This window comes from Streptomyces sp. NPDC058683 (assembly GCF_042716195.1).
GTDB lineage: Bacteria > Actinomycetota > Actinomycetes > Streptomycetales > Streptomycetaceae > Streptomyces.
Map to the genome: position 1 here is coordinate 168,091 of NZ_JBHXSK010000017.1, position 25,455 is coordinate 193,545.

General features: G+C 71.1%; 25 protein-coding genes. 13 read left to right on the top strand and 12 right to left on the bottom strand.

Annotation, left to right across the window (positions count from 1 at the left end; all coding sequences use genetic code 11):
- The first annotated feature begins 1 nt into the window (after window position 1).
- From ACFWXC_RS20635 to ppk2, 3 genes are read left to right on the top strand one after another with little or no spacing between them, the layout of a single operon-like run.
- Entirely contained in the window at window positions 2-1,156 is a 1,155-nt protein-coding gene (locus tag ACFWXC_RS20635) for an anion permease (RefSeq protein WP_384480617.1), read from the top strand.
- Between the two features lie 14 nt (window positions 1,157-1,170).
- Window positions 1,171-1,401, top strand: coding sequence for a hypothetical protein (locus ACFWXC_RS20640; protein ID WP_384480619.1), 231 nt, complete (start codon window positions 1,171-1,173; stop codon window positions 1,399-1,401).
- 34 nt (window positions 1,402-1,435) lie between these two features.
- A complete protein-coding gene (gene ppk2, locus ACFWXC_RS20645; protein WP_384480621.1) occupies window positions 1,436-2,350 on the top strand; it encodes a polyphosphate kinase 2 in 915 nt (304 codons plus the stop codon).
- A 156-nt stretch (window positions 2,351-2,506) separates the two neighbouring features.
- Here the strand turns inward: ppk2 and ACFWXC_RS20650 are convergent, their stop codons facing one another.
- From ACFWXC_RS20650 to ACFWXC_RS20665, 4 genes are all read right to left on the bottom strand, one after another.
- Complete coding sequence (locus ACFWXC_RS20650) at window positions 2,507-2,965, bottom strand: hypothetical protein (RefSeq protein ID WP_384480622.1); 459 nt, start codon at window positions 2,963-2,965, stop codon at window positions 2,507-2,509.
- Window positions 2,966-3,017: 52 nt separating this feature from the next.
- Window positions 3,018-3,242 carry a hypothetical protein gene (locus ACFWXC_RS20655; protein ID WP_384480624.1) on the bottom strand — a complete coding sequence of 75 codons (225 nt, stop codon included), beginning with the start codon at window positions 3,240-3,242 and terminating at the stop codon, window positions 3,018-3,020.
- A 37-nt stretch (window positions 3,243-3,279) separates the two neighbouring features.
- Entirely contained in the window at window positions 3,280-4,260 is a 981-nt protein-coding gene (locus ACFWXC_RS20660) for an NADPH:quinone reductase (protein WP_384480626.1), read from the bottom strand.
- 271 nt (window positions 4,261-4,531) lie between these two features.
- Window positions 4,532-5,509, bottom strand: coding sequence for an aldo/keto reductase (locus ACFWXC_RS20665; RefSeq protein WP_384480628.1), 978 nt, complete (start codon window positions 5,507-5,509; stop codon window positions 4,532-4,534).
- A 245-nt stretch (window positions 5,510-5,754) separates the two neighbouring features.
- Between ACFWXC_RS20665 and ACFWXC_RS20670 the strand changes: the two genes are divergently transcribed.
- Entirely contained in the window at window positions 5,755-6,642 is an 888-nt protein-coding gene (locus ACFWXC_RS20670) for a helix-turn-helix transcriptional regulator (protein WP_384480629.1), read from the top strand.
- Window positions 6,643-6,762: 120 nt separating this feature from the next.
- On the opposite strand, the gene sodN is transcribed toward ACFWXC_RS20670, so the two are convergent.
- Window positions 6,763-7,158, bottom strand: a complete 396-nt coding sequence (gene sodN, locus ACFWXC_RS20675; protein WP_055634112.1) for a superoxide dismutase, Ni — start codon at window positions 7,156-7,158, stop codon at window positions 6,763-6,765.
- A gap of 145 nt (window positions 7,159-7,303) precedes the next feature.
- On the opposite strand from sodN, the gene sodX reads away from it, so the two are divergent.
- Entirely contained in the window at window positions 7,304-7,756 is a 453-nt protein-coding gene (sodX, locus tag ACFWXC_RS20680) for a nickel-type superoxide dismutase maturation protease (RefSeq protein ID WP_382527928.1), read from the top strand.
- On the opposite strand, the gene ACFWXC_RS20685 is transcribed toward sodX, so the two are convergent.
- A complete protein-coding gene (locus tag ACFWXC_RS20685) occupies window positions 7,642-8,289 on the bottom strand; it encodes a CGNR zinc finger domain-containing protein (RefSeq protein WP_384480631.1) in 648 nt (215 codons plus the stop codon). The two genes, sodX and ACFWXC_RS20685, sit on opposite strands and share 115 nt — an antisense overlap.
- A 100-nt stretch (window positions 8,290-8,389) precedes the next feature.
- Between ACFWXC_RS20685 and ACFWXC_RS20690 the strand changes: the two genes are divergently transcribed.
- A complete protein-coding gene (locus tag ACFWXC_RS20690; RefSeq protein ID WP_384480633.1) occupies window positions 8,390-9,160 on the top strand; it encodes a class I SAM-dependent methyltransferase in 771 nt (256 codons plus the stop codon).
- Between the two features lie 65 nt (window positions 9,161-9,225).
- Here ACFWXC_RS20690 and ACFWXC_RS20695 read toward each other — a convergent pair whose 3' ends face one another.
- From ACFWXC_RS20695 to ACFWXC_RS20705, 3 genes are read right to left on the bottom strand one after another with little or no spacing between them, the layout of a single operon-like run.
- A complete protein-coding gene (locus ACFWXC_RS20695; RefSeq protein WP_384480635.1) occupies window positions 9,226-10,026 on the bottom strand; it encodes an amino acid ABC transporter ATP-binding protein in 801 nt (266 codons plus the stop codon).
- On the bottom strand, window positions 10,023-10,952 hold the full coding sequence (locus ACFWXC_RS20700) for an amino acid ABC transporter permease (RefSeq protein ID WP_384480637.1): 930 nt from the start codon (window positions 10,950-10,952) through the stop codon (window positions 10,023-10,025). Before ACFWXC_RS20700 ends, ACFWXC_RS20695 begins: the two co-directional genes overlap by 4 nt.
- Before the next feature lie 30 nt (window positions 10,953-10,982).
- On the bottom strand, window positions 10,983-11,942 hold the full coding sequence (locus ACFWXC_RS20705) for an ABC transporter substrate-binding protein (RefSeq protein WP_384480639.1): 960 nt from the start codon (window positions 11,940-11,942) through the stop codon (window positions 10,983-10,985).
- Between the two features lie 583 nt (window positions 11,943-12,525).
- Here ACFWXC_RS20705 and ACFWXC_RS20710 point away from each other — a divergent pair.
- Together ACFWXC_RS20710 and ACFWXC_RS20715 are read left to right on the top strand one after the other, a co-directional pair.
- A complete protein-coding gene (locus ACFWXC_RS20710; RefSeq protein ID WP_384480641.1) occupies window positions 12,526-13,758 on the top strand; it encodes an NADP-dependent malic enzyme in 1,233 nt (410 codons plus the stop codon).
- Window positions 13,759-14,021: 263 nt separating this feature from the next.
- Window positions 14,022-14,987 carry a zinc-binding dehydrogenase gene (locus tag ACFWXC_RS20715; protein ID WP_384480643.1) on the top strand — a complete coding sequence of 322 codons (966 nt, stop codon included), beginning with the start codon at window positions 14,022-14,024 and terminating at the stop codon, window positions 14,985-14,987.
- A 94-nt stretch (window positions 14,988-15,081) separates the two neighbouring features.
- On the opposite strand, the gene ACFWXC_RS20720 is transcribed toward ACFWXC_RS20715, so the two are convergent.
- Both ACFWXC_RS20720 and ACFWXC_RS20725 read right to left on the bottom strand, forming a co-directional pair.
- On the bottom strand, window positions 15,082-16,173 hold the full coding sequence (locus tag ACFWXC_RS20720) for a PadR family transcriptional regulator (protein WP_384480644.1): 1,092 nt from the start codon (window positions 16,171-16,173) through the stop codon (window positions 15,082-15,084).
- Window position 16,174: 1 nt separating this feature from the next.
- Complete coding sequence (locus tag ACFWXC_RS20725; RefSeq protein WP_384480646.1) at window positions 16,175-17,194, bottom strand: DUF4097 domain-containing protein; 1,020 nt, start codon at window positions 17,192-17,194, stop codon at window positions 16,175-16,177.
- 214 nt (window positions 17,195-17,408) lie between these two features.
- On the opposite strand from ACFWXC_RS20725, the gene ACFWXC_RS20730 reads away from it, so the two are divergent.
- A complete protein-coding gene (locus ACFWXC_RS20730; protein WP_384480648.1) occupies window positions 17,409-17,648 on the top strand; it encodes a hypothetical protein in 240 nt (79 codons plus the stop codon).
- A gap of 178 nt (window positions 17,649-17,826) precedes the next feature.
- Here the strand turns inward: ACFWXC_RS20730 and ACFWXC_RS20735 are convergent, their stop codons facing one another.
- Window positions 17,827-18,006, bottom strand: a complete 180-nt coding sequence (locus ACFWXC_RS20735) for a DUF6104 family protein (RefSeq protein WP_023586593.1) — start codon at window positions 18,004-18,006, stop codon at window positions 17,827-17,829.
- Window positions 18,007-18,292: 286 nt separating this feature from the next.
- Here ACFWXC_RS20735 and ACFWXC_RS20740 point away from each other — a divergent pair, with 286 nt between their 5' ends.
- The 4 genes from ACFWXC_RS20740 to fxsA all read left to right on the top strand — a co-directional run bounded on the left by ACFWXC_RS20740 (window position 18,293) and on the right by fxsA (window position 25,324).
- The gene (locus ACFWXC_RS20740) at window positions 18,293-20,473 is read left to right on the top strand and encodes a trypsin-like peptidase domain-containing protein (RefSeq protein WP_384480650.1); all 2,181 of its coding nucleotides are present in this window, start codon (window positions 18,293-18,295) and stop codon (window positions 20,471-20,473) included.
- 114 nt (window positions 20,474-20,587) lie between these two features.
- Window positions 20,588-21,664: an AAA family ATPase gene (locus ACFWXC_RS20745; protein ID WP_384480651.1), complete on the top strand. Its 1,077-nt coding sequence runs from the start codon at window positions 20,588-20,590 to the stop codon at window positions 21,662-21,664.
- 7 nt (window positions 21,665-21,671) lie between these two features.
- Window positions 21,672-25,100 carry an SAV_2336 N-terminal domain-related protein gene (locus tag ACFWXC_RS20750; protein WP_384480653.1) on the top strand — a complete coding sequence of 1,143 codons (3,429 nt, stop codon included), beginning with the start codon at window positions 21,672-21,674 and terminating at the stop codon, window positions 25,098-25,100.
- 29 nt (window positions 25,101-25,129) lie between these two features.
- Window positions 25,130-25,324 carry an FxSxx-COOH cyclophane-containing RiPP peptide gene (fxsA, locus tag ACFWXC_RS20755; protein ID WP_384480655.1) on the top strand — a complete coding sequence of 65 codons (195 nt, stop codon included), beginning with the start codon at window positions 25,130-25,132 and terminating at the stop codon, window positions 25,322-25,324.
- Window positions 25,325-25,455 lie beyond the last annotated feature (131 nt).

Here is a 25,455-nt window from a genome sequence, read left to right on the forward strand (position 1 = left end):
AATGGACCACATCACGTTCCTCGTGGCGGTCGTGATCGTCACTGCACTTGCTTTCGACTTCACCAATGGGTTCCACGACACGGCGAACGCGATGGCCACGTCCATCGCGACCGGCGCGCTCAAACCGAAGACAGCCGTTCTGATCAGTGGTGTGCTGAACCTGGTCGGAGCCTTCCTCTCGACGGAGGTCGCCAAGACGATCTCCGGCGGCATTGTGAACGACGCCAAGGTGACCCCCGGGATGATCTTCGCGGGGCTGGTGGGTGCGATCCTCTGGAATCTGCTGACCTGGCTGGTCGGACTGCCTTCCAGTTCTTCCCATGCTCTGTTCGGCGGGCTGATCGGCGCGGTGTGGGTCGGTGCCGGCTCGGGGGCGGTCAATTTCGACAAGGTTCTCGAGAAGATCATCATCCCGGCGTTCGCCTCGCCGGTGGTGGCGGGCGTCGCCGCGCTGATCGCGACGTACCTCGCCTACAAGATCACCACCCGCGGCCGCGAGAACTCCGTGACCAAGGGCTTCCGGCTCGGGCAGATCGGCTCGGCCTCGCTGGTCTCGCTCGCGCACGGCACCAACGACGCCCAGAAGACCATGGGCATCATCACCCTGACCCTGATCTCGGTCGGCGCGCTCCCGGGGGACGCCGGGCCGCCGGTCTGGGTGATCTTCAGCGCCGGTCTCGCCATCGCCCTCGGCACCTACATCGGCGGCTGGCGGATCATCCGCACCATGGGCAAGGGCCTGACCGAGATCCAGTCCCCGCAGGGCTTCGCGGCGGAGACCGCCTCCACGGCCGTCATCCTGACCTCCGCCCACATGGGCTTCGCCCTGTCCACCACGCAGGTCGCCTCCGGTTCCATCCTCGGCGCGGGCCTCGGCCGGAAACTCGCCGAGGTCCGCTGGGGCATCGCCGGCCGCATGGTGGCCGCCTGGCTGATCACCCTGCCCTGTGCCGCGCTGGTCGGCGGCGTCTCCGCGGCCGCGGTCAAGCACGGCGGCAACTTCGGCACGGTCGTGGTCGCGCTGGTCGGCGCCGCGCTCGCGGCGGGCATCGTCCTGCTGTCGCGTCGCAACCCGATCGACGCGAAGAACGTCAACGACGGCCACGAGGTCGCCATCCGCACCACGCCCCCGTCCAACGTCGGCACCGCCGCCTGAGTGAGGGAGTTCCCATGAGTATCGACTGGAGCACACTCGGGCAGGTCACCGCGGTGAGCATCGGAGTTACAGTCGCAGTGGTGGTCGTCTTCGCCCTCGGTGTCCTCGGGCTCGCCCGTTACGAGGGTGCCAAGGAGCAGGGCGGCACCAGCACCGTGGGCGCCGCCCAGGCGGGGCTGTGCTGCCTCGCCTGCTTGGCGGTGGTGGCGTACGGCATCTACCTGATCGTCCCGCAGTTCCACTGATCCCCTGCCCCACCGAGCCGCTGAGGAGGACTGGATGACGACGCCGGACCTGCTGTCCGACCTGGCCGACCTGGCCCATCTGAAGGTCGACTACAGCGACCCCGACGACCCCGTACTCATCCGCCCGGACGGATCCCCGATCGACACCTGGCGGGAGAACTACCCGTACCCGCAGCGCATGGAGCGCAAGGAGTACGAGTGGCACAAGCGGCTCCAGCAGATCGAACTGCTGAAGCTGCAGACCTGGATCAAGGAGACCGGCCGCCGGATCGTCATCGTCTTCGAGGGACGGGACGCGGCCGGCAAGGGCGGCACCATCAAGCGCTTCACGGAGCACCTGAACCCCCGTGGCGCGCGGGTGGTGGCGCTGGAGAAGCCCAGCGAACGCGAGAGCGGCCAGTGGTACTTCCAGCGCTACGTCGAACACCTCCCGACGGCCGGTGAGATCGTCCTCTTCGACCGGTCCTGGTACAACCGGGCCGGCGTCGAGCGGGTCATGGGCTTCTGCTCGGACGACGAGTACCGGCGCTTCATGCGCCAGGCCCCGCTGTTCGAGCGGATGCTGGTGGACGACGGGGTGGACCTGGTGAAGTTCTGGTTCTCGGTCTCGCAGAGCGAGCAGCGGACCCGCTTCACCATCCGCCAGGTCGACCCGGTACGGCAGTGGAAGCTCAGCCCGATGGATCTGGCCTCGCTGGATCTCTGGGACAACTACACGGCCGCGAAGGTCGCGATGTTCCGCGAGACGGACACCGAGTACGCGCCCTGGACGGTGGTCAAGAGCAACGACAAGAAGCGCGCCCGGGTCGAGGCCATGCGCAGCGTCCTGGCCCGCTTCGACTACGCCAACAAGGACGAGGAGGTCGTCGGCAGCCCGGACCCGCGGATCGTAGGTGCGGCGGCGGGCCTCCTGGAGGCCGGCGAGGACGACCACGGCGGCGGGCACTAGCACCGGCGAACAGGGCAGGGGCCGACCGGATCTCCGGTCGGCCCCTTTGCTCGTGGAACCGAATGAACACGGCTCGGCGCGGGGCCCCGGCATCTTCCGCATGATCCGCGTGACGACCCGCGGACAGGAGTGCCGCGGCGTCGTCGTCCTGCTCGCTCAGGAGTGATGCCAGCGCTCGACGATGATCCGGGCCTTCCGGTCGAACTCCCCGTCGAGCAAGGAGATCGGGGCGCGCAGCACCCTACGGCGGCCGTCCGCGGTGTGTACGGCCACGTGGCTCACGCCCCAGCTGCGTCGGACCTCCAGGTGACGGATGTCCGCCCACGGTATCCGCAGGCTCCGTTCGCCCAGCACGACCAGGGCGTCCTCGGTGAGGCTCACGCCATGGCGCCGGTGGAGAAAGGGGACGACGGCGCCGGCCACGGCCGCCGCCGTCAGGCACTGACCCAGTTCGCGGAGTTCCATCGGCTGCGCCGTGAAGGCGAGACCTCCGTACAGGAGCGCCGTGCCGACCAGGAAGCCGAGGAGGACGGGAAGGGCCAGTTGGAGAGTGCCGAGCCGGAACGAGACCGTTCCGCTCGGCGGCTGTGCGGGGGAGGGTTCCGAGGGGTGCAATGGGCCCACCGATTCGAGGAGGAGGAGTCCGAGCCGAGGGGAGCAGGATGCCTCAGTCGTCCATGGTGTCCGTGATCTCGGCCTGAAGTTTCTTCTGCTCTCCCGTGCTCAGCGAGGCGCCCTCGGTGACGTGCAGGGCCCATGGAGTCTCGCACCGGCCCTCGTGGTTCGGGTCCGGGCAGATGGTCTCGACGAAGCGGTCGGTGAGGGCTTCCACCTGCTCCGAGGTGGCCTCCAGGGCGATGACCACTTTCCAGAGCCGGGGCGTGTCACTCATGTCCGAGCCCTTCCGGGGAAACCGTCAGCCGCGTTCGTCACTGCGGGACCGTGACCAGGACGCGGCCCCGGCCTCCGGCGTCGACGCGGTCGTGGGCCTGGGCGATGTCTTCGAGCGGGTAGCGGTCGCCGACGCCGACGGTGAGGGCGCCGACGGCGGCCGCGGCGGTCAGGTCGCGGGCGGCCTGCCGCTTGGCCTCGGCGGGGAAGTCGTCGCTGCCGACCAGCCGCAGGGTGACATTGCTGAACAGCAGCGGCCAGAAGGGAATTTGGGTGCGGTCGTCACGGGTGGCGTAGGCGCAGATGACGGCGTTGTCGGCGACGACGGCGCTGTCGAGGTCGGCGTTGTCGGACAGAGCCACCTCGATGATCCGGTCGACGCCCCGGGGTGCGTGGCCGCGGATGGCCGCCGCGGGGTCCTCCTGGTCCAGGGCGACGGCGTGGGAGACGACGGCTGTGTCGACGCGGCCGAGGTCCGCACCGCGGCGGACGGTGGCGAGGACGGTGGCACCGGCCCAGCGGGCGAGCTGCGCGGCCAGCGACCCGACGCCGCCGAGGACGCCGTGGACGAGCACGAGCCTGCCGTCGACCGGGCCGTCGGCGAAGACCGCGCGGTGGGCGGTGATCCCGGGGATGCCCAGTCCGGCGCCCAGCTCATCGGTGAGGTGGCCGGGGAGCGGCACGGCCTGGTGGCCGGGTACGACGGTGTACTGCGCGGCGGTGCCGAAGGGGCGGTAGGACTGGGCGCCGTACACCCACACCCGCTGTCCGACCCGGCGTCCGTCGCCCCCTTCCCCGACCGCGTCGACGACTCCGGCCGCGTCGCTGTGCGGAATCACCCGCGGGTAGGGCATGGCGGAACCGAGCCACCCTCGCCGCTTCTTGGTGTCGCCGGGGCTGACGCCCGAGACGGTGACGCGGACGCGCACCTCGCCGGGGCCGGGGACGGGGTCGGGCAGTTCGCCGACTCGCAGGACGCCGGCGGCGGGGCCCTGTTCGTCGTACCAGGACGCAAGCATCGGTCCTCCTCGGTCCGGGGCTCGGCTTCGCCGTCCAGCACCTCGTGCCACCAGGCTCGTTCGGCGCAGCTGACGGCGCGAGCGGTGGGCAGCATGCCACGCCGGCAGGGATCGGTGCTCTCCTCGGCGCGCGGCGGCCGGTCACCGCCGTAGAACTCGACGGCGCCGGAGCCGGCGGTGACGAAAATGACCTTGCTCATGAAGGGGGTTCCTTTCAGGTGCCGTTTCCGGCACCTGGTCGGCTGTGTCCGCCGCCCCTGCGGTGGGGGTGTCACCGGTCGATCGCGGCCATGACGCTTTCCTCGTGGCGTTCGCCGGCGGCCGGGGTGAGGTTGTTGAGCCGTTCGAGCTGCTCGGCGCTGAGGTCGACGGCGTCGGCTGCGGTGTTCTCCTCGACGCGGGCGACCCGCTTGGTGCCGGGGATCGGGGCGATGTCGTCGCCCTGTGCGAGCAGCCAGGCCAGGGCGATCTGTGCCGGTGTGGCGTCCACCTCGGCGGCGACGGCCCTGACCTCGTCGACGATGCGCAGGTTGCGCTGGAAGTTGTCGCCGGTGAAGCGCGGGTTGGTCTTGCGCCAGTCGTCGTCGGCGAGGTCGTCGGCGGAGCGGATCCGGCCGGTGAGGAAGCCGTGGCCGAGCGGCGAGTACGGAACGAAGCCGATGTTCAGCTCGCGCAGCAGCGGCAGGATCTCCGCCTCCACGTCCCGGGTCCACAGGGAGTACTCGGTCTGCAGAGCGGCGACGGGGTGGACGGCGTGGGCGCGGTGGATCGTGGCGGGGCCGGCCTCGGACAGGCCGATGTGGCCGACCTTGCCCTCGGCGATCAGCTCGGCGACAGCGCCGACGGTGTCCTCGATCGGCGTGTTCGGGTCGACCCGGTGCTGGTAGTACAGGTCGATGTGGTCGGTGCCGAGCCGCCTCAGGGATCCCTCGACGGCTGTGCGGATGTTCTCCGGGCTGCTGTCGAGGCCGCCGGCGCCGCCGTGGGAGTGCTGGATCAGGCCGAACTTGGTTGCCAGCACGACCTGGTCGCGGCGGCCTTTGAGGGCCCGGCCGACCAGTTCCTCGTTGGCGTAGGGGCCGTACACCTCGGCGGTGTCGAGGAACGTGACGCCCAGGTCGAGCGCCCGGTGGATGGTGCGGATCGACTCGGCGTCGCTGCCCTGCCCGACGTTGTAGTAGCCGGACATCGACATGGCGCCCAGCCCGATCCGGGAGACGTCCAGCCCGCCCAGGGAGATGTGCTTCATCGGAAAAACCTCGTTCCTCGGTGTCCGGGCGATCGCGCGCCCGGTGCCGGAGCAGCCGCTCACGGCCGGTGATGACCGGGTTCGGTCGGCCCTTGGCCCGATCGGCCCGGTGTGGTGAACCCGCTGTCCAGGCAACCACCCGCCGGCCCACCGCGGAGGCCCGTAGGGGTGCCTGTCCCTCCGGGGGTCCGGCAGTACCCCTCTCAGGAGCTGAGCGGCGAAGGGGCCCGCCGTACGGTGGACGCATGGACCGCAGCACCGAGATCCGCGAGTTCCTGCGCACCCGCCGGGCCCGGATCACCCCCGAACAGGCCGGCCTGGCCCCCCACGCCGGGGCCCGCCGGGTACCGGGGCTGCGCCGCGAGGAAGTCGCCCAGCTCGCCGGGGTCAGCGTCGACTACTACGTCCGCCTGGAACGAGGCCGCACCCAAGGCGTCTCCGAAACGGTCCTGGAGGCCGTCGCCCGCGCCCTGCAGCTGGACGACGCCGAACGCGCCCACCTCTTCGACCTCGCCCGGCCCACCGCGACCCGCGCCCGCCGCCCACGCCCACAGGCCCCGCAGAGAGTCCTGCCGGCCGTGTACCGAGCACTGGACGCACTCGGCGTCCCCGCCATGGTGCAAGGACGCCGCATGGACGTCCTGGCGGCCAACAGACTCGGCTACGCCCTCATCACGGACTTCCAGGCCCGACCCCACCGCGAGCGCAACGCGGCTCGGTTCGTCTTCCTCGACGACGACGCCCGCAGCCTGTACACCGACTGGGAACGGATCGCCGCCGAATGCGTGGCCACCCTGCGCCTGTACGCCGGGCGGCATCCCGACGACCCACAGCTCACCGAGCTGATCGGCGAACTGTCCCTGCACAGCGACACCTTCCGCCGTCTGTGGGCCGATCACGACGTTCTCGCCCACACCACCGGAAGCAAACGCCTCCGCCACCCGCTGGTCGGCGACCTCACCCTCGAATACGTGGTCCTCGCCGTCGAAGGCGACCCCGACCAGACCCTCATCGTCTACACCCCGGAACCCGCTTCCCCCTCCGCGGAAGCCATCGGGATCCTCGCCAGCTGGACCCACAGCACCACCGGCTCGCACGCCGCACCCGACGCGTCGCCCGGTCTTCCGCTGTAGGGCGTCGGCACGCCGAAGACCCACGCGCACTGTGGCCGGGGCAAGACGACCGCACCCGGACCGCCATGGACGCCGTGGGTGGCGGCCTGCGGGCCGGGTGCGGACAGGGGGACCGGAAGGTCAGGCCTTCTTGGTCTCCCAGAAGATCTTGTCGATCTCGGCGATGAGCTCCAGGGCCTTCTCGCCGGTCTTCGGGTCCGTGGACGCCTTGGCGGCGGACAGGGCCTTCAGGGTGTCGTTCACCAGAACGTGCAGCTGGGGGTACTTCTCGAAGTGCGGGGGCTTGAAGTAGTCGCTCCAGAGCACCGACACGTGGTGCTTGGCAAGCTCGGCTCGCTGCTCCTTGATGACGGTGGCGCGAGCCTGGAAGTGCGGGTCGTCGTTGGCGGCCATCTTCTCCTGCACGGCCTTCACCGACTCCGCCTCGATGCGGGCCTGGGCCGGGTCGTACACACCGCAGGGCAGGTCGCAGTGCGCGCTGACCTTGACCTTGGGGGCAAACAGGCGGGAAAGCATGGAGCATTCCTTCCTCGTGATCGTCTTCTCAGGTGGGACATTACTCCCTGGGAAGCCTGATTTCGCGAGTGCCCCCATGGGCTTAGGACAAAAGTCCAGGGTCAGACTGAGACTGGTGGAGGAACGGACCGGGGAGGTGCCGGCGATGCCGGAGCTGTCGCAGGAGACCGAGCGGGGGAGGGGCGCAGCGCCCTTCGGACTGGCCGAGGTGACCGGCCCGTCGATGGTGCCCACGCTGTACCAGGGGGATCAGCTCCTGGTGCGGTACGGGGCCCGGGTGAGGGCCGGCGACGTCGTCGTCCTGCGCCACCCCTTCCAGCAGGACCTGCTGGTCGTCAAGCGGGCCGTGGAGCCGCGCGAGGGCGGCTGGTGGGTGCTCGGGGACAACGCGTACGCGGGCGGGGACAGCACGGACTACGGGACCGTGCCCGAGGAGCTGATCCTCGGCCGCGCCCTGTTCCGCTGGCGGCCGCTCAAGGCCGGTCAGCGTTCGCCGCTGGCGCTGGCGCGCTGGGCGCTCTCGGCGGCCCGCCCGGTGCTCGCCGACCGCTCGGGCCGGTCGGGCCGGTCCGCCTCCAGGCGCTTGCGGGCCCGGTAGGCGGCCACGTTGGCCCGGGTCGCGCAGCGGTCCGAGCAGTAGCGCCGGGAGCGGTTGGTGGAGGTGTCGAGGTAGGCGTTGCGGCACGGCGCCGCCTCGCACAGGCCGAGCCGGTCGACGCCGTACTCGGTGAGGTGGAAGGCCAGGCCCATCGCCGCGATCGCCGCATAGCCGGCGGTGGCGTTGGAGGGGTGGTCGGCCAGGTGCATGTGCCACAGCGGGCGGCCGTCCTCGTCCCGGTGGTCGTGGCCGGAGATCTGCGGCGACACCGGGAACTCGAGCAGCAGTGAGTTCAGCAGGTCCACGGCCAGCGTCTCGTCGCCCTGGTCGGCCGCCTCGAAGACCGCGCGCAGCCGGGCCCGTACCGAGCGGAAGCGGGTGACATCGGCGTCGGTGGTACGGCGGGCCGCCGACGCGTTGACCCCGAAGAGGTCGCGGACGGCCTCGACCGAGGTCAGGGAGTCCTTGCCCCGGGCCGGTTCCTCGCTGTTCACGAGTCGGACGGCGTAGTCCGAGTAATAGGCCAGTTCCACTTGTAGTCCTTACGGGGGTGCTCTACGGTCAGTGGTGCGGTCGGGTAACAGCCGATCGCACTTCCAGGGTATTACGGGACTTGTGCTGCGGAGGGTTGCCATGACGGACGCGCAGACGACCACGACCGGGACCGACTGGGGCGCCTGGCAGAAGAGCTGGGACCGGCAGCAGGAGTGGTACATGCCGGACCGTGAGGAACGATTCCGGATCATGCTCGACATGGTCGAGGCGCTCGTGGGCACGGCCCCGCGGATCCTCGACCTCGCGTGCGGCACCGGCAGTATCACCGCCCGGCTGCTCGCCCGCTTCCCGGCGGCGGTGAGCGTCGGGGTCGACCTCGACCCGGCCCTCCTCGCCATCGCCGAGGGCACCTTCGAGGGCGACGAACGGGTCACGTTCGTCACCGCCGACCTCAAGGACCCCGAATGGCCCGCGAGGCTGCCGTACGACTCCTACGACGCCGTCCTGACCGCCACGGCCCTGCACTGGCTGCACAGCGAACCCCTCGCGACCCTCTACGGTCAGGTCGCGGAACTCGTCCGCGACGGCGGTGTCTTCATGAACGCGGACCACATGATCGACGACAGCACGCCCCGGATCAACGCGGCGGAACGGGCGCAGCGGCATCTCCGCATGGATCAGGCCAAGGAGTCGGGGGCGCTCGACTGGGCCGAGTGGTGGCAGCTGGCCGCGCAGGACCCGGTACTGGCCGGGCCGACGGCCCGCCGGTTCGAGATCTACGGCGAGCACGCGGAGGGTGACATGCCCGCGGCGGCCTGGCACGCGCGCGTGCTGCGGGAGAAGGGGTTCGGGGAGGCCCGGGCGGTGTGGTGCTCGCCCTCGGACACACTGCTGCTCGCCGTGAAGTAGACAGACCGAAGGGGCGGTACGAGCAGAGTCGTACCGCCCCTTCGGTGTCGTCGGCCGTAGTCCTGTTACAGCACCTTCGACAGGAACGACTTCGTGCGGTCGTGCTGGGGGTTGGTCAGGACGTCGCGCGGGTGGCCGGACTCGACCACCACGCCGTCGTCCATGAAGACCAGACTGTCGCCGACCTCGCGGGCGAAGCCCATCTCGTGGGTGACGACGATCATCGTCATGCCGTCCTCGGCCAGGTCCCGCATCACGTCCAGGACCTCGCCGACCAGCTCCGGGTCGAGCGCGGAGGTCGGCTCGTCGAAGAGCATCAGCTTCGGCTGCATGGCGAGCGCGCGTGCGATCGCCACGCGCTGCTGCTGGCCGCCGGAGAGCTGCGCCGGGTAGTGGCCCTTGCGGTCGCCGAGGCCCACCCGGTCCAGGAGCCGCTCCGCGCGCTCCCGGGCCACCGCCCTGGACTCGCGCTTGACCTGGACCGGCGCCTCCATGACGTTCTCCAGGGCCGTCATGTGCGGGAAGAGGTTGAAGCGCTGGAACACCATGCCGATGTCCCGTCGCTGCGCCGCGACCTCCTTCTCCTTCAGCTCGTAGAGCTTGTCGCCGTGCTGGCGGTAGCCGACCAGACGGTCGTCGACGTACAGCCGGCCGGCGCTGATCTTCTCCAGATGGTTGATGCACCGCAGGAACGTGCTCTTGCCGGAACCGGACGGGCCGATCAGGCAGAACACCTCGCGCGGCAGCACCTCCAGGTCGATGCCCTTGAGGATGTGCGCAAGACCGAACGACTTGTGCACGCCCTCGGCCCTGACCATCGGCGCGCCGCTGCTCGGCGGGGTGATGTCCTTGGCGAGACCGGTCATCGGGCCACCTCCGGGCGGCGGAACGAACCCCACTGGGCCAGATTCTTCCGCAGCCGCTGCAGCGGGGTGGGCGGGAGGTTGCGCGAGGAGCCGCGGGCGTAACGGCGTTCGATGTAGTACTGGACGATGCTGAAGATCGTGGTCAGGAACAGGTACCAGATGCAGGCGACGAAGTACATCTCGACGACCGCCAGCGAGGCGCTGGAGACGTCGTTCGCCTTCTTGATCAGCTCGGGCAGCTGGACCGCGTAGGCCAGCGACGAGGTCTTCAGCATGTTGATGAACTCGTTGCCGGTCGGCGGGATGATGACCCGCATGGCCTGCGGGAGGATCACCCGGCGCAACGTCTGGCCCTGGGTCATGCCGAGAGCGTGCGAGGCCTCGGTCTGCCCCTCGTCGACCGACTGGATGCCGGCGCGGACGATCTCCGACATGTACGCGGCCTCGTTCAGGCCGAGTCCCAGCAGGGCCGTGAGGACCGGCGTCATCACCTGGTTCATCTCGTCCTTGTAGAACCCCAGGTTCAGGATGGGGAAGACGAGCGCGATGTTGTACCAGAGCAGCAGCTGGACCAGGACCGGGGTGCCGCGGAAGAACCAGATGTAGAACCAGGACACCGTGCTGGTGACCGGGTTCGACGACAGCCGCATCACGGCGAGGATCACGCCGAGGACGACGCCGAGCACCATGGCCAGCACCGAGATGTAGAGCGTGGTCCAGGCGCCGGACACGATGTCCGGGTCGAAGAGGTAGTCGGGGATGACGTTGTAGTTGATCTTCGCGTTGGAGAAGGCGATCCCGATCAGCACCACGAGGACGATGACCACGACGCCGGACACCCAGCGTCCGTAGTGGCGCACCGGGATGGCCTTGATCTGCTCCGGCGGCACGGACGGCGCCGGAGTCTTGTCGACCATGTCAGTCACAGTGACGGCCCTTCAGTCGTGCCGGGCCGCTCAGGAGCCGCCGTTGGTCTTCGCCTCGGTGACCGCGCCCTGCGTGACGTTCCACTTCTCCAGGATCTTCTGGTAGTCGCCGTTCTTGATGATGGCGGCCATGGCGGCCTGGAGCGCGTCGCGCAGCTGGGTGTTCTCCTTGCTGACCGCGATGCCGTACGGGCCGGCCTCGATCTGCTCGCCGACGACCTCGAAGTCCTTGCCGCTGTTGGACGTCTTGGCGTTGTAGGCGGCCACCGGGAAGTCGTTCAGGTCGGCGACGGAGGCGCCCTGCTTCAGACGGAGCAGCGCCTCGGGGTCGGTGTCGAAGGTCTGGAGCGTGATGGCCTTGTTGCCGTCCTTCGTACACTTCTCGCTCTGCGCCTTGGCGATGCCCTCGGACGTGGTGCCCTTCTGCAGGGCCACGACCTTGCCGCACAGGTCGTCCAGGGACTTGATGCCCTTCGGGTTGCCCTTCTGGACCAGGATCGAGGTACCGGCGGTGAAGTAGTCGACGAAGTCGACACCGCTGCCGACCTTCTTGCCGGTGTCGGAGTCGATGCCGTCCTGGCGGTCCTTCGTGTCGTTCATCGCCGACATGATCACGTTGAAGCGGTTGGACTGCAGACCCACGATCAGCTGGTCGAACTTGCCGTTCTGGAAGTCGAACTTCACGCCCAGCTGCTTGCCCAGCGCCTCCGCGATGTCCGGGTCCACACCGACGGCCTTGCCGCTCTCCATGTACTCGACCGGCGGGTAGGCGATGTCGGAGCCCACCTTGATCACACCGGCCTTGCGGATGTCGTCCGGCAGCTTGCTCGCCAGCGGGGCCGAGGAGGTCGACGAGGAGCCGCTGTCGCTGCCCTTGTCCGTCTGGTCACCGCAGCCGGTGAGGATCAGGGTGCCAGCGACCGCGATCGCACCGAACGCAGCAATCCTGGAGTGCGAGGCGGTGGTACGACGGGTGAAGCTTGCGGTCATGGTGGGTTCCTCCGGCGGTGGGTTGAACAAGCCGATATACCGATGTGTCTGATATGTCGATATGCCGATGGGTCGACGGAAACACACACCTTCGGGTGTCGCGACCTCGTGGGTTTACGGCATCCTGCCATTGGGATTGCTCCAAGCAGACGTGTCACCATGTCAAAATCGGATAACGGGTGACCCCCGTGACGCGTCGGGCCGGTCCTTCCCGGGCCCGCCGTCCCGCACATCTGCGGGAATCCGACCTTCCGGCCGGAAGATCTTCGGTTCACCGCCGGTTCATCCGGGGCGGTGCCCCGTCGTCGTTCACCGGTCACTCTGCCGCTCATCTGTCGGCTGCCTACGACATCCGTGATGTGACCTTGCGCCTATTCGACTCGTCGTGAGCGCTGTCCGTCCGGTAAGAAGGTTCTTTACACCCCTCATCCGGGGCTCCAGGGCGCGTGTGCGGCGCGCCCGTCGCGCAGGTGCTCGTACGTGCCACTCGTACGTATCAGTGTTCGGGCCCTGCGCGGTGCCCGTCCACTCCCTCACCGGGAGTGGCCGACCCTCAACCATGCATACCTAAGGGGTAAGACAAGTGGCAGCGGAGATCGTCAATCCTCGCAGCGACAGCACGCCGGGCAATTCGGACCAGGACGGTGGGGCCGAGCCCCTCGATTCCTTCGATCCGGCGTTCGCGCTGCACCGCGGCGGCAAGATGGCCGTGCAGGCCACCGTGCCGATCCGTGACAAGGACGACCTTTCCCTCGCGTACACGCCCGGAGTCGCGCGCGTGTGCACCGCGATCGCGGAACAGCCCGAGCTGGTCAACGACTACACATGGAAGTCGTCCGTCGTGGCCGTCGTCACCGACGGCACGGCCGTGCTCGGCCTCGGGGACATCGGCCCCGAGGCCTCCCTCCCCGTGATGGAGGGCAAAGCGATCCTCTTCAAGCAGTTCGGCGGCGTGGACGCGGTCCCGATCGCCCTCGACTGCACCGACGTCGACGAGATCGTGGAGACCGTCGTCCGGCTCGCCCCGTCCTTCGGTGGGGTCAACCTCGAGGACATCTCGGCACCGCGGTGCTTCGAGATCGAGCGCAAGCTCCAGGAGCGCGTCGACATCCCGGTCTTCCACGACGACCAGCACGGTACGGCCGTCGTGACGCTGGCGGCGCTGCGGAACGCGGCGCGGCTCAGCCGGCGGGAGATCGGCCAGCTGCGGGCGGTGATCTCGGGCGCCGGCGCGGCCGGGGTCGCGATCGCCAAGATGCTGGTCGAGGCCGGCATCGGGGACGTCGCCCTGGCCGACCGCAAGGGCATCATCTCGGCCGACCGGGAAGACCTCACCCCCGTCAAGCGTGAGGTCGCCGGGTTCACCAACAAGGCCGGGCTCAAGGGCACCCTGGAGGACGCGCTGGCCGGCGCCGACGTCTTCATCGGCGTCTCCGGCGGTACGGTCCCGGAGGAGGCCGTCGCCTCCATGGCCGAAGGCGCGTTCGTGTTCGCCATGGCCAACCCGAACCCGGAGGTGCACCCCGACGTCGCCCACAAGTACGCGGCGGTCGTGGCGACCGGGCGGTCGGACTTCCCGAACCAGATCAACAACGTGCTGGCGTTCCCCGGGATCTTCGCGGGCGCGCTCCAGGTGCGGGCCTCCCGGATCACCGAGGGGATGAAGATCGCGGCGGCGGAGGCGCTGGCGTCGGTCGTCGGTGACGATCTTGCGGCGGACTACGTCATTCCGTCGCCGTTCGACGAGCGGGTCGCGCCGGCGGTGACTGCGGCGGTGGCCGCGGCCGCGCGGGCCGAGGGCGTCGCCCGACGGTGACTCGAATGGCCCCGCCCCCTTGGGCGGGGCCATTTCTTTGCCCACCCGCCCACCCGATCGGGTGCCTACGAGGTTGCCGTCGTCCTGGGGGCTGCCGCCCCCAGACCCCTGCAGGGGGGTGGCCTCAGCCGTTGTCGGGTGCTGGTGGGTGGGGGCTGGTCGCGCAGTTCCCCGCGCCCCTTGCGGGGCGCTGTGCGCAAGAGGGGATGTGTCACAGCGGTCCCCGGTTTCGCCCTCGGCCCCGGGAACCTATCGTCGGCCTTATGTTCGCCGTCTACGCCGCCCGAATCGACCGCGACCAGCCGCTCTCCGGCCTTGAGTTGGGGGACCGTCCCGCCCCCGAGGCCCGCCCCGGCTGGAGTACCGTCGACGTCCGGGCCGCCTCCCTCAACCATCACGACCTCTGGTCCCTGCGCGGCGTCGGCCTCCCGGAGGACCGGCTGCCGATGATCCTCGGCTGTGACGCCGCCGGTGTCGACGCGGACGGCAACGAGGTCGTCCTGCACTCCGTGATCGGGCAGACCGGCCACGGGGTCGCGCCGAACGAGCCCCGGTCCATCCTCACCGAGCGCTACCAGGGCACCTTCGCCGAGCAGGTCGCCGTACCCACCTGGAACCTCCTGCCCAAGCCCAAGGAGCTCTCCTTCGCGGAGGCCGCCTGCCTGCCCACCGCCTGGCTGACGGCGTACCGGATGCTGTTCACCAACGCGGGCGTCCGTCCCGGTGACTCGGTCCTCGTGCAGGGCGCGGGCGGCGGGGTCGCCACCGCCGCGATCGTGCTCGGCAAGGCCGCGGGGCTGCGCGTCTTCGCCACCAGCCGGGACGAGGCGAAGCGGAAGCGGGCCCTGGAACTGGGCGCCGTCGAGGCGGTGGAACCGGGCGCCCGGCTGCCGCAGCGCGTGGACGCCGTGATCGAGACCGTCGGCGCCGCCACCTGGTCCCACTCGGTGAAGTCGCTGCGACCCGGCGGCACCATCGTCATCTCCGGCGCCACCAGCGGCGACCGGCCCTCGCACGCCGAGCTGACCCGGATCTTCTTCCTCGAGCTGAAGGTCGTGGGTTCGACCATGGGGACCAAGGACGAGCTGGAGGACCTGCTCGCCTTCTGCGCCGCCACCGGGGTACGCCCGGTCATCGACGAACTGCTCCCGCTCGACCGTGCCCGCGAGGGCTTCGCACGGCTGGAGTCCGGCGACCAGTTCGGGAAGATCGTCCTGACCAACTCCTGACCGACTCCTGCGCGGAGGGAGAGCGGCCAAGTCCTGCGCGAGGGGGACGGGAAGCGGGCCGTGTGTGGGCGGCCCGCTGTCGCTCGCCCGTTCCTCAGGACTTCGGGCCGCGCAGCAGCGCTCCGATGCGGGCCGCCGCCGTCGACAGGTGGCGGCGGGTGTCGCCGAGCTGCTCCGCGGTGACTCCGTGGTCGCGGGCCGCGTCCCGGATGTCGTCGCGGAAGCGGTCCAGCAGCCGGTCGAGGTCGCGGGCCGGGTCGCCGGTGCCGGTCTCGCCGCCCTGCGCCCACTCCGGGACGTACTGCGCCGGGAAGTCCTCCGGGGTCTCCGAGTACTCCGGTGTCGGTGTCTGTGTCGGCGCCTGGGGCGGTGTCGGCTTGCGGAGGTCCGGGCCTGATCCGGGCTGCGGCGGGGTACGGCCCCCGAAGCCGAAGTCCTTGCCGAAGTCCTTGCCGTAGTCCTTTCCGAACTCCCCGAACTCCTTGGCGAGTTCGGCCAGGCCCTCGCGGACCCCTGTCGGCCAGTCACCGCGTGTGAAGTGGTCCTGGACGTGCTCCTGCACCCGGTGGGCGATGCGCTGCATCTCCTCCTGAGCCTGGGCCCGGGCCCGGGCCTGGGCCTCCTGGGCCTGCCGGCGGGCCCGCTGGGCCTCGTCGCGGGCCCGGCGGCTCTCGTCCTTGGCGCGGCGGGCCTGCTCCTTCCACTCCTGCTTGACGCGCCGCATCTCCTCCTTGGCGGCCCGCCAGGACTCCCCGTCACCGAGGTCGCCGAAGTCCCCGGTCCCCGTCCCGCTGCCGCGCCGGGCCTCGGAGGCGGCAGCTCGCACCTCGCGGCGCAGATCGCCGGCCGCGCCACGTACGTCGGCCCTTATCTCCGCGGCCAGTTCGGCCACCGACTCGCGGATCTCCAGTTCCAGATCGGCCAACTCGCCGCTGCGGTCGGCCAGTTCGGCGCGGCCGGCGTCCGTGATGGCGTAGACCTTCCGGCCGCCCTCGGTGGTGTGGGTGACCAGGCCCTCGGCCTCCAGCTTGGCGAGGCGGGGGTAGACGGTGCCCGCCGACGGGGCGTACAGGCCCTGGAAGCGCTCTTCGAGCAGGCGGATCACCTCGTAGCCGTGGCGCGGGGCCTCGTCCAGCAGTTTCAGCAGGTAGAGGCGAAGGCGGCCGTGGGCGAAGACGGGAGGCATGTCAGAGCACCTTCTTGTCGGTCGTACCGTCGGCCGGGGCTGCGGAGCCGGAGCCGGACTCGGACCCGGGTTTGGAACCGGTCTCGGACTCGGAGCCGGCGGAGGGGGCGGCGGGCGCGGAGGGGGTGGCCGGCCCTGTCGTCCCCGTCGGTCCCGTCGATCCCGAGGGGCCGGTCCTCGGGTCGGCCTCCCAGGCGTCCTTCTCGTCGTCGTCCTCCTTGGGCGGGCGCCGCAGCAGGGCGATGGAGCCGGAGACCGTGGTGGCGCGGAGCTTGCCGGTGCCCGCGCCGAGGCGGCCGGTGATCTTGTGGGCGCCCCACTGGCCGTGCACCCGCAGCCCGTCGAAGGCGTTGGAGATCGTGCCGCTCGCGGTGTTGGCCTCGACCTCGGCGTCGGCCGGATGCGGCAGCCGGATGGCGATCTCGCCGGAGACGCTGGTCAGCCGGACGTCCGTCGGGCCGTCCGGGTCCAGGTCGATGATCATCGAGCCGCTGACCGAGTCGGCGCGCACGGCGGAGCCCGAGCCTTCGACGACGGTCAGGTCGCCGGAGACGGAGTTGAACCGCAGGTCACCGGTGACGGTCTGGGCCTCCAGGTTCCCGGAGACGGTGTCCGCGCGGACCTCGCCGGAGAGGCCGACCAGGGTCGTGTCACCGGTGACGCCCTTGACCACCGACGTACCGCTGATCCCGGAGACGACCGCGGCGGCGCCGACCACGCCCACCTCCACGCGGGTGTCCGCGGGGACGGCGAGCGAGACGACCGCGCTGCGCCGCCAGCCCTTGCGGTCGAGCCACTTGAGGAAGCCCTTCCAGGGCAGGTCCTCGTAGGCCACCGTGAGGGTGCCGCCCTGGTGCGTGACGATCAGGGGCGGGCCCTCGATCTCGGAGACTTCCAGGCGGGCGGAACCCTCGTCCGTGCCCACGACGTTGACTGTTCCGTTGACGATGCGCACGTGCAGATCGCTCACGGGGGTGTCGAAGGTGAGCTTCCTGGGCTCAGCGACGGACCACTCGGACATGGTGCGGACCTCCCTCGGCCGGGCATGACGGCTGGACACGGACGCGCATGCACGGCTCGCGCCATATCGCGTCTTCCGTAAACACGATATATCGCGGACGCTGGAAGTCAAGACACCCTTTCGTGTGGCCGGTTGGGCTCGGGGTTGACTCCGAGGGGAGCTCATGACGGTCGCATATCGGGCAATAGATGGATTAATTGCTTACGGTGTGTCCATGTCGACGGATGAATCCAGGGCCGTTTCCCGGCCTCCGGGGGCCGGGACTCGTACGCCGCCGGGCGCGGAATGCCTGCCGAGGGCACATCGGCTGGCCTTGGCCGAGGTGGCGGTGGGGCTGCCGGCCGCCGCGTGGGGGCTGCGGCGGCGCAGCGTGGCGTGGGCCGCGCTGGGGGCGGTGCTGACGGCCCACGGGGCGCTGGAGCTGTCGTACGAGACGGTGTTTCCGCGGGACTGACCGACGACCGGCCGGGGGCACGGGGCCGTACTCCGGCCGCGGGCCGGTGGAGGCGGGCCGCACCCACGCGGTGGTGGCTGCTCGCGCCCACGCGGCGGTGGCTGCCCGCGCCCACGCGGCGGTGGCCGCATGTCGGATGCAGTCCCGCGCCCCTGACGGGGCGCTTCGCAGGGGCGTCCTACTCCTCGTCCTCGTCGTCCAGCCGGGCCAGCCACGTCGCCAGGCGCTCCACCGGGACCTCGAAGTCGGGGTTCAGGTCGACGAACGTGCGGAGCTGTTCCGCGAGCCACTCGAAGGTGACCTCTTCCTCGCCGCGCCGCTTCTCCAGTTCCTCGATACCTCGGTCGGTGAAGTACATGGGTTGCTCTCCTGCTGCCTGCATGTGTGGGTGCCCGGTGGTGGGCGTCTACCAGCCTAGGCGGATGGCAAAGGTGTGCCGCCGGTGATGGGTAGGGCTCGCCCGAGGGGGGAAGGACTCCTTTCCCGTGGGTGGGGTGGATGGGAACGGCGATGTCTTCCCGTGCGGGACACGCGGGAAGGGGGGACGGGGAACGTATGGAACAGGACACCACGCGGATCGCGCAGGTGCGGTTGCCGGACGGTACCCCGGTGTGGGCGCGGATCTCGGGGGCCGGGGGCGCGGAATGACGGACTGGCAGGACAGGGGCGCACTCGGTGGCCGGGACCCGTCCCACTCCGCGCTGCGTGAACTCGTGACGGCGGCCACCGTCCGCATCCATCGCACAGGTGCCGGGTATTCCCCGGACGAGTCCGAGGGGTTCCTCGGGAGTGGCTTCTTCATCGCACCGAACTGGGTGCTGACCTGTGCCCATGTCGTCGACGGGGGGGAAGGGGGCGAGGTCACCGTGATCTATCGGCCCGGTCCCTTCGTGGAGCCGTGCGCCGTACCCGGCGAGGTCGCGGCGACCCTTCCGGAGCACGTCGACCGCTCCGTACGGGGCAGTTGGCTCGCCCCCGATCTGGCGCTCGTCCGGCTGCGCGAGCCGGTGGACCACGAGTGCCTGTACGTCTCCGAACGGCCGACGCCGCACTACACCGAGGGGCGGGTGTTCTATGCGGGCTGGACCACCGTCCAGGGACAGCCGCAGCCGGTGGACGGCCTTCTGGCCGTGCGCGGCACCATCGGCGGCTGGTCCGAGGGTTCCCAGATGCGCCTCGGTGAGAACGAACTCCCGCCCGGTGTCTCGGGCGGGCCCGTGATCGACCCGGTGCGCGGCGAGGTCGTCGGCGTGCTGAAGTCCCGCTCGGACCACGGGGCGGGGGGCACGTCGATCGGTATCGAGCGGCTGCGCACCCTTCCGGTGGCACCGGGCGCCCGGTCGGACGGTCGGCATCAGAACGACCTGTACGGCAGTGAACCGTACGTGAATGAACCATATCGGGGCAACTCGTACCAGAGTGATCTCTATCAAGCCGTCTGGCACGCCCACGACCGCTACCACCGCGACCGTCAGCAGCCCACCGGCTCCGGGCGCCGTACCTGGACCGACCTCCAGGCCGAACTGGGCGCCCGCCCGGGTCATGCCCTGAGCCCGTACGAGCGGGTCGAGCTGCTCGGTCGGCTCGCCGACCTGCCGCCCCCGGACAGCACCCGCGGGCTGCTCGACATCCTCCAGTCGCTGCCGGACTTCCGGCTGCCCATGCTGTCGCCCGCACCGCGCGGCTGGCGCGACGGCCTCGGCGCGCTCTACGAGAACGTGCGGCAGGACGGCGTGCTCCCGCTCGTCGTCGACTACGCGATGCGGGTTCTGGCCGCCGAGCGTCCGGCGACGCCCTTCGTGCTCGATGCCGAAGACGCCCTGTGGGAGTGGATCAAGCGGGCCGCGACCGGCCTGGGCAGTGGCCGGCGCAGTGACCTCGCCCGCAGACGCGCCCAGCACCTCGGCGACCGGCTGCGCGAGCGGGGCGGCCGTGGCCGTGCCGAGTACCGGAGCGGGGGTGCGGCACGGGAGCCGTTCGCCGTCCAGCTCTCCGTCCTGCTCGAAGTCGAGGATCTGGCCTGGGAGCCCGGTCACTGCGACTGGTCGGTCGCGGTGGTACGGCCGGACGGCGAGGTGACCCGGCTTGACGAGGGGCAGCGCGTCGACCTCGTCGACCTCGCCGCCCGTCTCGCCGGGCCGCTCGCCGAGGCGTTCCGGCGCTGTGACGAGCCCGGGCGGCCCGTCCCGCTGTACACCGCCCTGCCGCACCGGATGCTCGACCTGCCGGTGGACGAGTGGCGCCTGCGGCCCGATGCCGACGTACTGGGCGTCGAACGGCCGGTCCTGGTCCGCTGCTCGGACCGCGACCAACTGCCTGGGGAGGACGGCTGGTACGGCGATGAACTCCCCGGCGACTACCTGGAGTCCGACCGCCGCGACCGCTGGCTCCGGGTGCATGGCCGGGACAGGCCCCGGGCCGAGATAGTGGACTGCGACGACGCGGTGCGCCTGCCCGTGCCGGGCGTGTCGGAGCTGCGCGGCCTCCCGCCCGGGACCATCCCGGTGCTGTGCCGCGAGGGCGACCGGCGCTACGAGGATGACGCCATCGCACTCGTCCGGATCGTCCAGGCGGGGTACGGGGTGGTGCTGTGGCGCCGCTGGAGACGCCCGACCGACTCCGTCTGCGGGGAGTTCCACCGCGGTGCCCGGATGATCGTCGACGGTGCGGCCGACGCCGGGGAACTGCCCGGAGTGGTGCACGGTCTGCGTGACCAGTTGCGCGAGGGGCGAACGGAGGCGTTCTGGGCCCACGGCATCACCCTCATGTATGACGACCCGCATCAACCCCTGCCCGGATCGGGCGACTTGCTGGAGGCACCGTGAACACATCACGCGCCGATGTGAGTCCCTTATCAGGGCTACTGAAGGTCGATAACGTGAAGCAGATTCGACGGCTGCCCTGGGGACGGGGCGGACGAGTGACGACGAGGGCCGGACATGACCGAATCCAGTGAGTGGCTCATCTACCGAGGTGCGGGGGAACCCCACGACGGCATGAGCCGACTGCCCCCGCCGCCCCCCTGGCGGGACTTCTCCGGCCGGGACGCGGCGGATGGCGACGGCTCCCGGGACCGCAGGCTCGGCGGGTACCGGCACCTGGCCGAGCTGCACCGGCCCGGCGCCGAGGAGCTGGAGATGATCAACGCTGCGCTGTACCTGCGCCGCCCGCTCCTCGTCACCGGCAGTCCCGGCGCGGGCAAGAGCACCCTCGCGCACTCGGTGGCGCACGAACTGGGCCTGGGCGAGGTGCTGCGCTGGTCCATCGTCAGCCGCTCCACGCTCCTGGACGGCCTGTACCACTACGACGCCATCGCCCGCCTCCAGGACGTCCAGATCGCCGCGCAGGGCGATGGGGGCACCTCCCGCTCGGGCGAATCCGAGCGTGGGGGAAGCGCGGCCGGTGGCAGCCGAAGCGCGGCCGGCGGCAGCCCGGGTGCCATGGAGGCGATCGGCAGCTACATCCGCCTCGGCCCGCTCGGCACCGCCCTGCTCCCCTCCGACACTCCGCGCGTGCTGCTGATCGACGAACTCGACAAGAGCGACATCGACCTGCCCAACGACCTCCTGAACGTGCTGGAGGAAGGGGAGTTCGAGATACCCGAGCTGCAGCGGATCGCCGACCGGCTGCCGGACGGCGAGGCCGAGGTGCTCACCGCCGACGGCACCAAGGTCCGGGTCCGCGACGGCCGGGTGAGCTGCCGGGCCTTCCCGTTCGTCGTGCTCACCAGTAACGGCGAGCGGGAGTTCCCGGCCCCGCTGATGCGCCGCTGCATCCACCTCGAGCTTGACCGCCCCGACCACAGCCGCCTCGCCACCTTCGTCCGCGCCCACCTCGGCGACGAGGCGGCCCGCGCGGGCGACGACCTGATCAACCTCTTCCTGGAACGCTCCCGCAGCGAACTCCTCGCCACCGACCAGCTGCTGAACGCCATCTACCTCACCGACTCGGCCGCCCCGCCCAGCCGCTACCGCCTCGCCGACCTGCTCATCCAGCGCCTGGACCGCCTGAGGTGAGCCGCTGATGCCGGAGGCAGCATCCCGACACGGCCCCGTCCCACCCGACCCGGAGCTGGACGGCGCTGATGGCGGCCCCCTGGCCGAACTCGTCCGCCGGATGCGGGGTGTCGGGCTCGATCCCGACCTGGAGGGGCTGCGCGACGCCCTCTGGCTGGCCCGGTTCGCCCGTCCCGCGGCCGGGGCGGAGACGGACCAGCCGGCGGGCCCGGATTTCGCCACACGCTCTGCCCCGTTGAGGTCGGACGGCAAGGGGCCCGTCCTGCCGCCGCAGCACCCGCGGGGGGCCGTCGCGTCCCCGGAATCCCCTGGCGACGCGCGCCGGCCGTCGGCGATGACCTCCATGGCCCCCGGAGCCGACCGCACGCTGTCCCTCCACCCCATGCCGCAGGAGCAAGGCACCGGGCGCGGGTCCGCGGGGCGGATCGCCGGGGTGCCGTTCGGGGTGCCCGCCGCCCCCGCCCTGCCCGCGCCACTCGAACTCCAGCGGGCTCTGCGGCCGTTGCAGGCCTACCGCACCGCGGCACCGCCGCTGCGCACCGAACTGGACGAGACGGCGACCGCCGAGCGGAGTGCGCGGGCGGGCGGCCTGATCCTGCCCGTGTACCGTGCGGTGACCCGGGGCGACGCCCAACTGCAACTGATCGTGGACGCCTCCACCTCGATGCGGGTCTGGGACCGGATGGTCGACGAACTGGCCCAGATCTTCGGCCAGTTGGGCGCCTTCGGAGACATCCAGGTGAGTCATCTGCACACCGGTCCCGACGGCGCGGCCGCGGTCAGCCGCAGCGCGGACGTGCACGCGGCCCCGCTGCACACCACCGACCGCCTCAGCGACCCGACCGGACGCCGGATCACCGTCCTGGTCAGCGACTGCGTCGGCCCGGTGTGGCACAGCGGCCGCGCCCACCGGCTGCTCCACCACCTGTCCCGGCAGGGCCCGGTCGCCGTGCTCCAGCCACTGCCGCAGCGGATGTGGAACCGCACCCGGCTGCCGGTGACGTACGGCCGGCTGAGCCGGGGCGAGACGCTCGGCGGGGCCGGCCTGCTGCGGGTGGCCGCCCCGTCCGGGGGCACCTCGGGCGGGCCACGGGGTGCCGTGCCGGTGCCCGTGCTGCCGCCGGAGCCGGTGGCGCTCGGAGCGTGGGCGAGGCTGCTGTCCGGGATCGGCGGACCGGTCCCGGGCGCGGTGGGCTGGGCGCGCGTGGACCAGCCGGCCGCACCGGCGTCCCGTTCGGGGCGTGCCCTGTCACCGGCCGAGAGGCTCGTCAGATTTCGGTCCAACGCCTCGCCGCGCGCCGGCCGGCTCGCCGTCTACCTGGCCGCCGCCCCGCTCTGCCTGCCGGTGATGCAACTGGTGCAGCGGGCCATGCTGCCCGCATCCGGCCCCTCCGACCTCGCCGAGGTGCTGCTCAGCGGCCTGGTCACCAGCGCCCGCGAGGACCACGGCTCCCAGGGCGCGGACGGCTCCCAGTGGTACGTGATGGAGCCCGAGGTCCAGAAGGCACTGCTCGAACCGCTCGGCCGCGACGAGGCCCTCCTCGTCCTCAAGCACTGCTCGGAGTACATCGAGCGACGTTTCCGCAGGGGCGGTGTCAACTTCCCGGCCCTCGCCCTCGTCCAGCTCGGCGACGGCGACGGCGACGGCCGCACCGGACGGCCGCACATCCCTCCGGGCACCGGCCATGCGGTCCCGGCCGGCGACAACGGCGACGCGGCCCCGGTCCCGCAGCCCTTCGCCGAGGTCGCCGCCCGGGTCCTGGAACGCTTCATGCCGCTGCCCGAACAGTTCCGGCCCTACGGCGGCGACACCGCCGTACGACCCGGCGAACGCCTCACCCGGCGGGCCGTCGACCGGGCCCGCGCCCTGCTGGCCCGGTTCGACGCCGAGGGCATGGTGCAGGACCTCATCGACGCCGTGCGGCTGCTGCGCGGGGTGACCGAGCACGCGGACCCCGTAGCGGCGGACTCCGAGCTGTGGGCGGAGTACGCGAACTGCACCCTGCGGCTGTGGGAGGTGCAGGGCGGCGTCGATCTGCTGCGCGAGGCCGAGGAAGCGGCGGAGCGGGCCGTGGCCCAGCCGCACGCCCAGCGCGAACGGGTCATCCTGGCCCGGGTGCTGTATGCCGCCGCCACCGACCGCAGGCGGCGCGGCGACCGGGCGCGCGCCCTCGACCTGCTGCTCCAGGCGGAGCAGGAGTACGCGGTGGCCTGCGCCGCCCCTGGCATCGACGAGAGGGAGGCACTGCGGCTGACGCTGGAGCGGGTCGGCGCGCTGGAGGCGCGATGGAGCCTCGGCGGCGACAGCGGGCTGCTGCAGAGCGCTGTCGGCATGCTGGAGGCGTTCTCCGACGCCTGGCCGGACCGCCGGCCCGGCTCACCCGAACTGTCCCTGGCTCATGGCCGCGTCCTGCTGCGTCTCTCCGATGCGACGACCGACCCCGAACAGGCCCGCGGCCACGCGGAACGGAGCGCGCGGTCGCTGCGCACCGCCGTGGAGAGCGACCTGGACAGCGGCGCGGATCCCGGCACCGCGCCCGCGCCCTCCCCTGAGCGCGTCCGGGTCCTGCTGTACCTGGTCGACGCGCTGCTCAAATCGCTCGGTGACCTGGACGAGGCCCAGCAGTGCGTCGAAAGGGGCCTGGCCCTCACCCGCGAGCGGAGCATGCGCGCGGATCTGCTGGTGCGGGCGGGGCGCATCAGAACGGCGCGGTACGCGGAATCCGGGGAGTCGCAGGAGCTGCGGGCGGCGGCGGAGTGCTTCGCGCAGGCGGCGGCGGGGATGCCGCGGGATGTGCCGACGCGTGCGGACGCTCTCGCGGAGTGGGGCGAAGTCCTGCTCCGACAGGCGGAGTCCGAGACCGGTCCGGACTCCTTCAAGACGCTGACCCAGGCGATCCGGGTCCTGCGGGACTGCCGCGCGGAGACGCCGTCGGGCAGCCGCCATCTCGCCGATCGCCTCTTCCTGCTCGGGAGTGGGCTGATGCTCCGCTACCGAGGCCGAGGCGACCGTGTCGACCTCCGGGAGGCCGAGTACCTCTTCGGGCTGGCGGCGGCGGAGGCGTCCGACCCGCTGCTGTCGGCTCGCTACCGGCTCGAAGTAGGGCAGGTTCACTTCGAGGCGTACCGAAGCCTGGGGCGGCCCGCCCGTCTGGACGAGGCGGCCGACGCGTTCAGGGCCGCAGCGGAAACGGCCTGGGCGGCCGGGCGGGACGCCGGTTCGACCCGCGTGCGCCAGGAAGCCGTGGAACTGGGCGCACAGGCGTACCACTGGCGGGGTATGTCCTACGAGGCGGCCGCCCGCCCCCGGGCCGCCCGCGAGGCCTACCGGATCGCCCGTACGCTGTGGTCACAACTGCCCGACGGCTGGGTGGGCACGGGTGAGCCCACCGCGCTGCAGACGGCGCAGCGACTGGCGGAGCTGGATCGGGACTGAGGGACACCACGATGCGAGAGGAACCTGGGGTGGATGCACGGGACCAGTCCTTGTCGGAGGCCGAGTCGGTCGGGGCGACGGAGCCGCTGCCGGACCTGCTGGAGCTGGACCTGGGGGAACTGAAAAGGGTGGACCATCCCGTCCTGCGGCAGGTGCTCGTGGAGCTGACGGAACGGGCGGTCCGGCCGACCGAGATGCTGTGGGGTTTCAACAACGCGTTCTAGGAGGGGCGCGATGGCCCTGCTGATCGAGCAGGCGACCGATCCGGTTGCCTCGACATCTCATCGGACAAGCATTGCGGGGCGTTGCGTGCCCACGCCGGACGAGTTGGGCCGTGGAGGCGGGGGTGACCGAC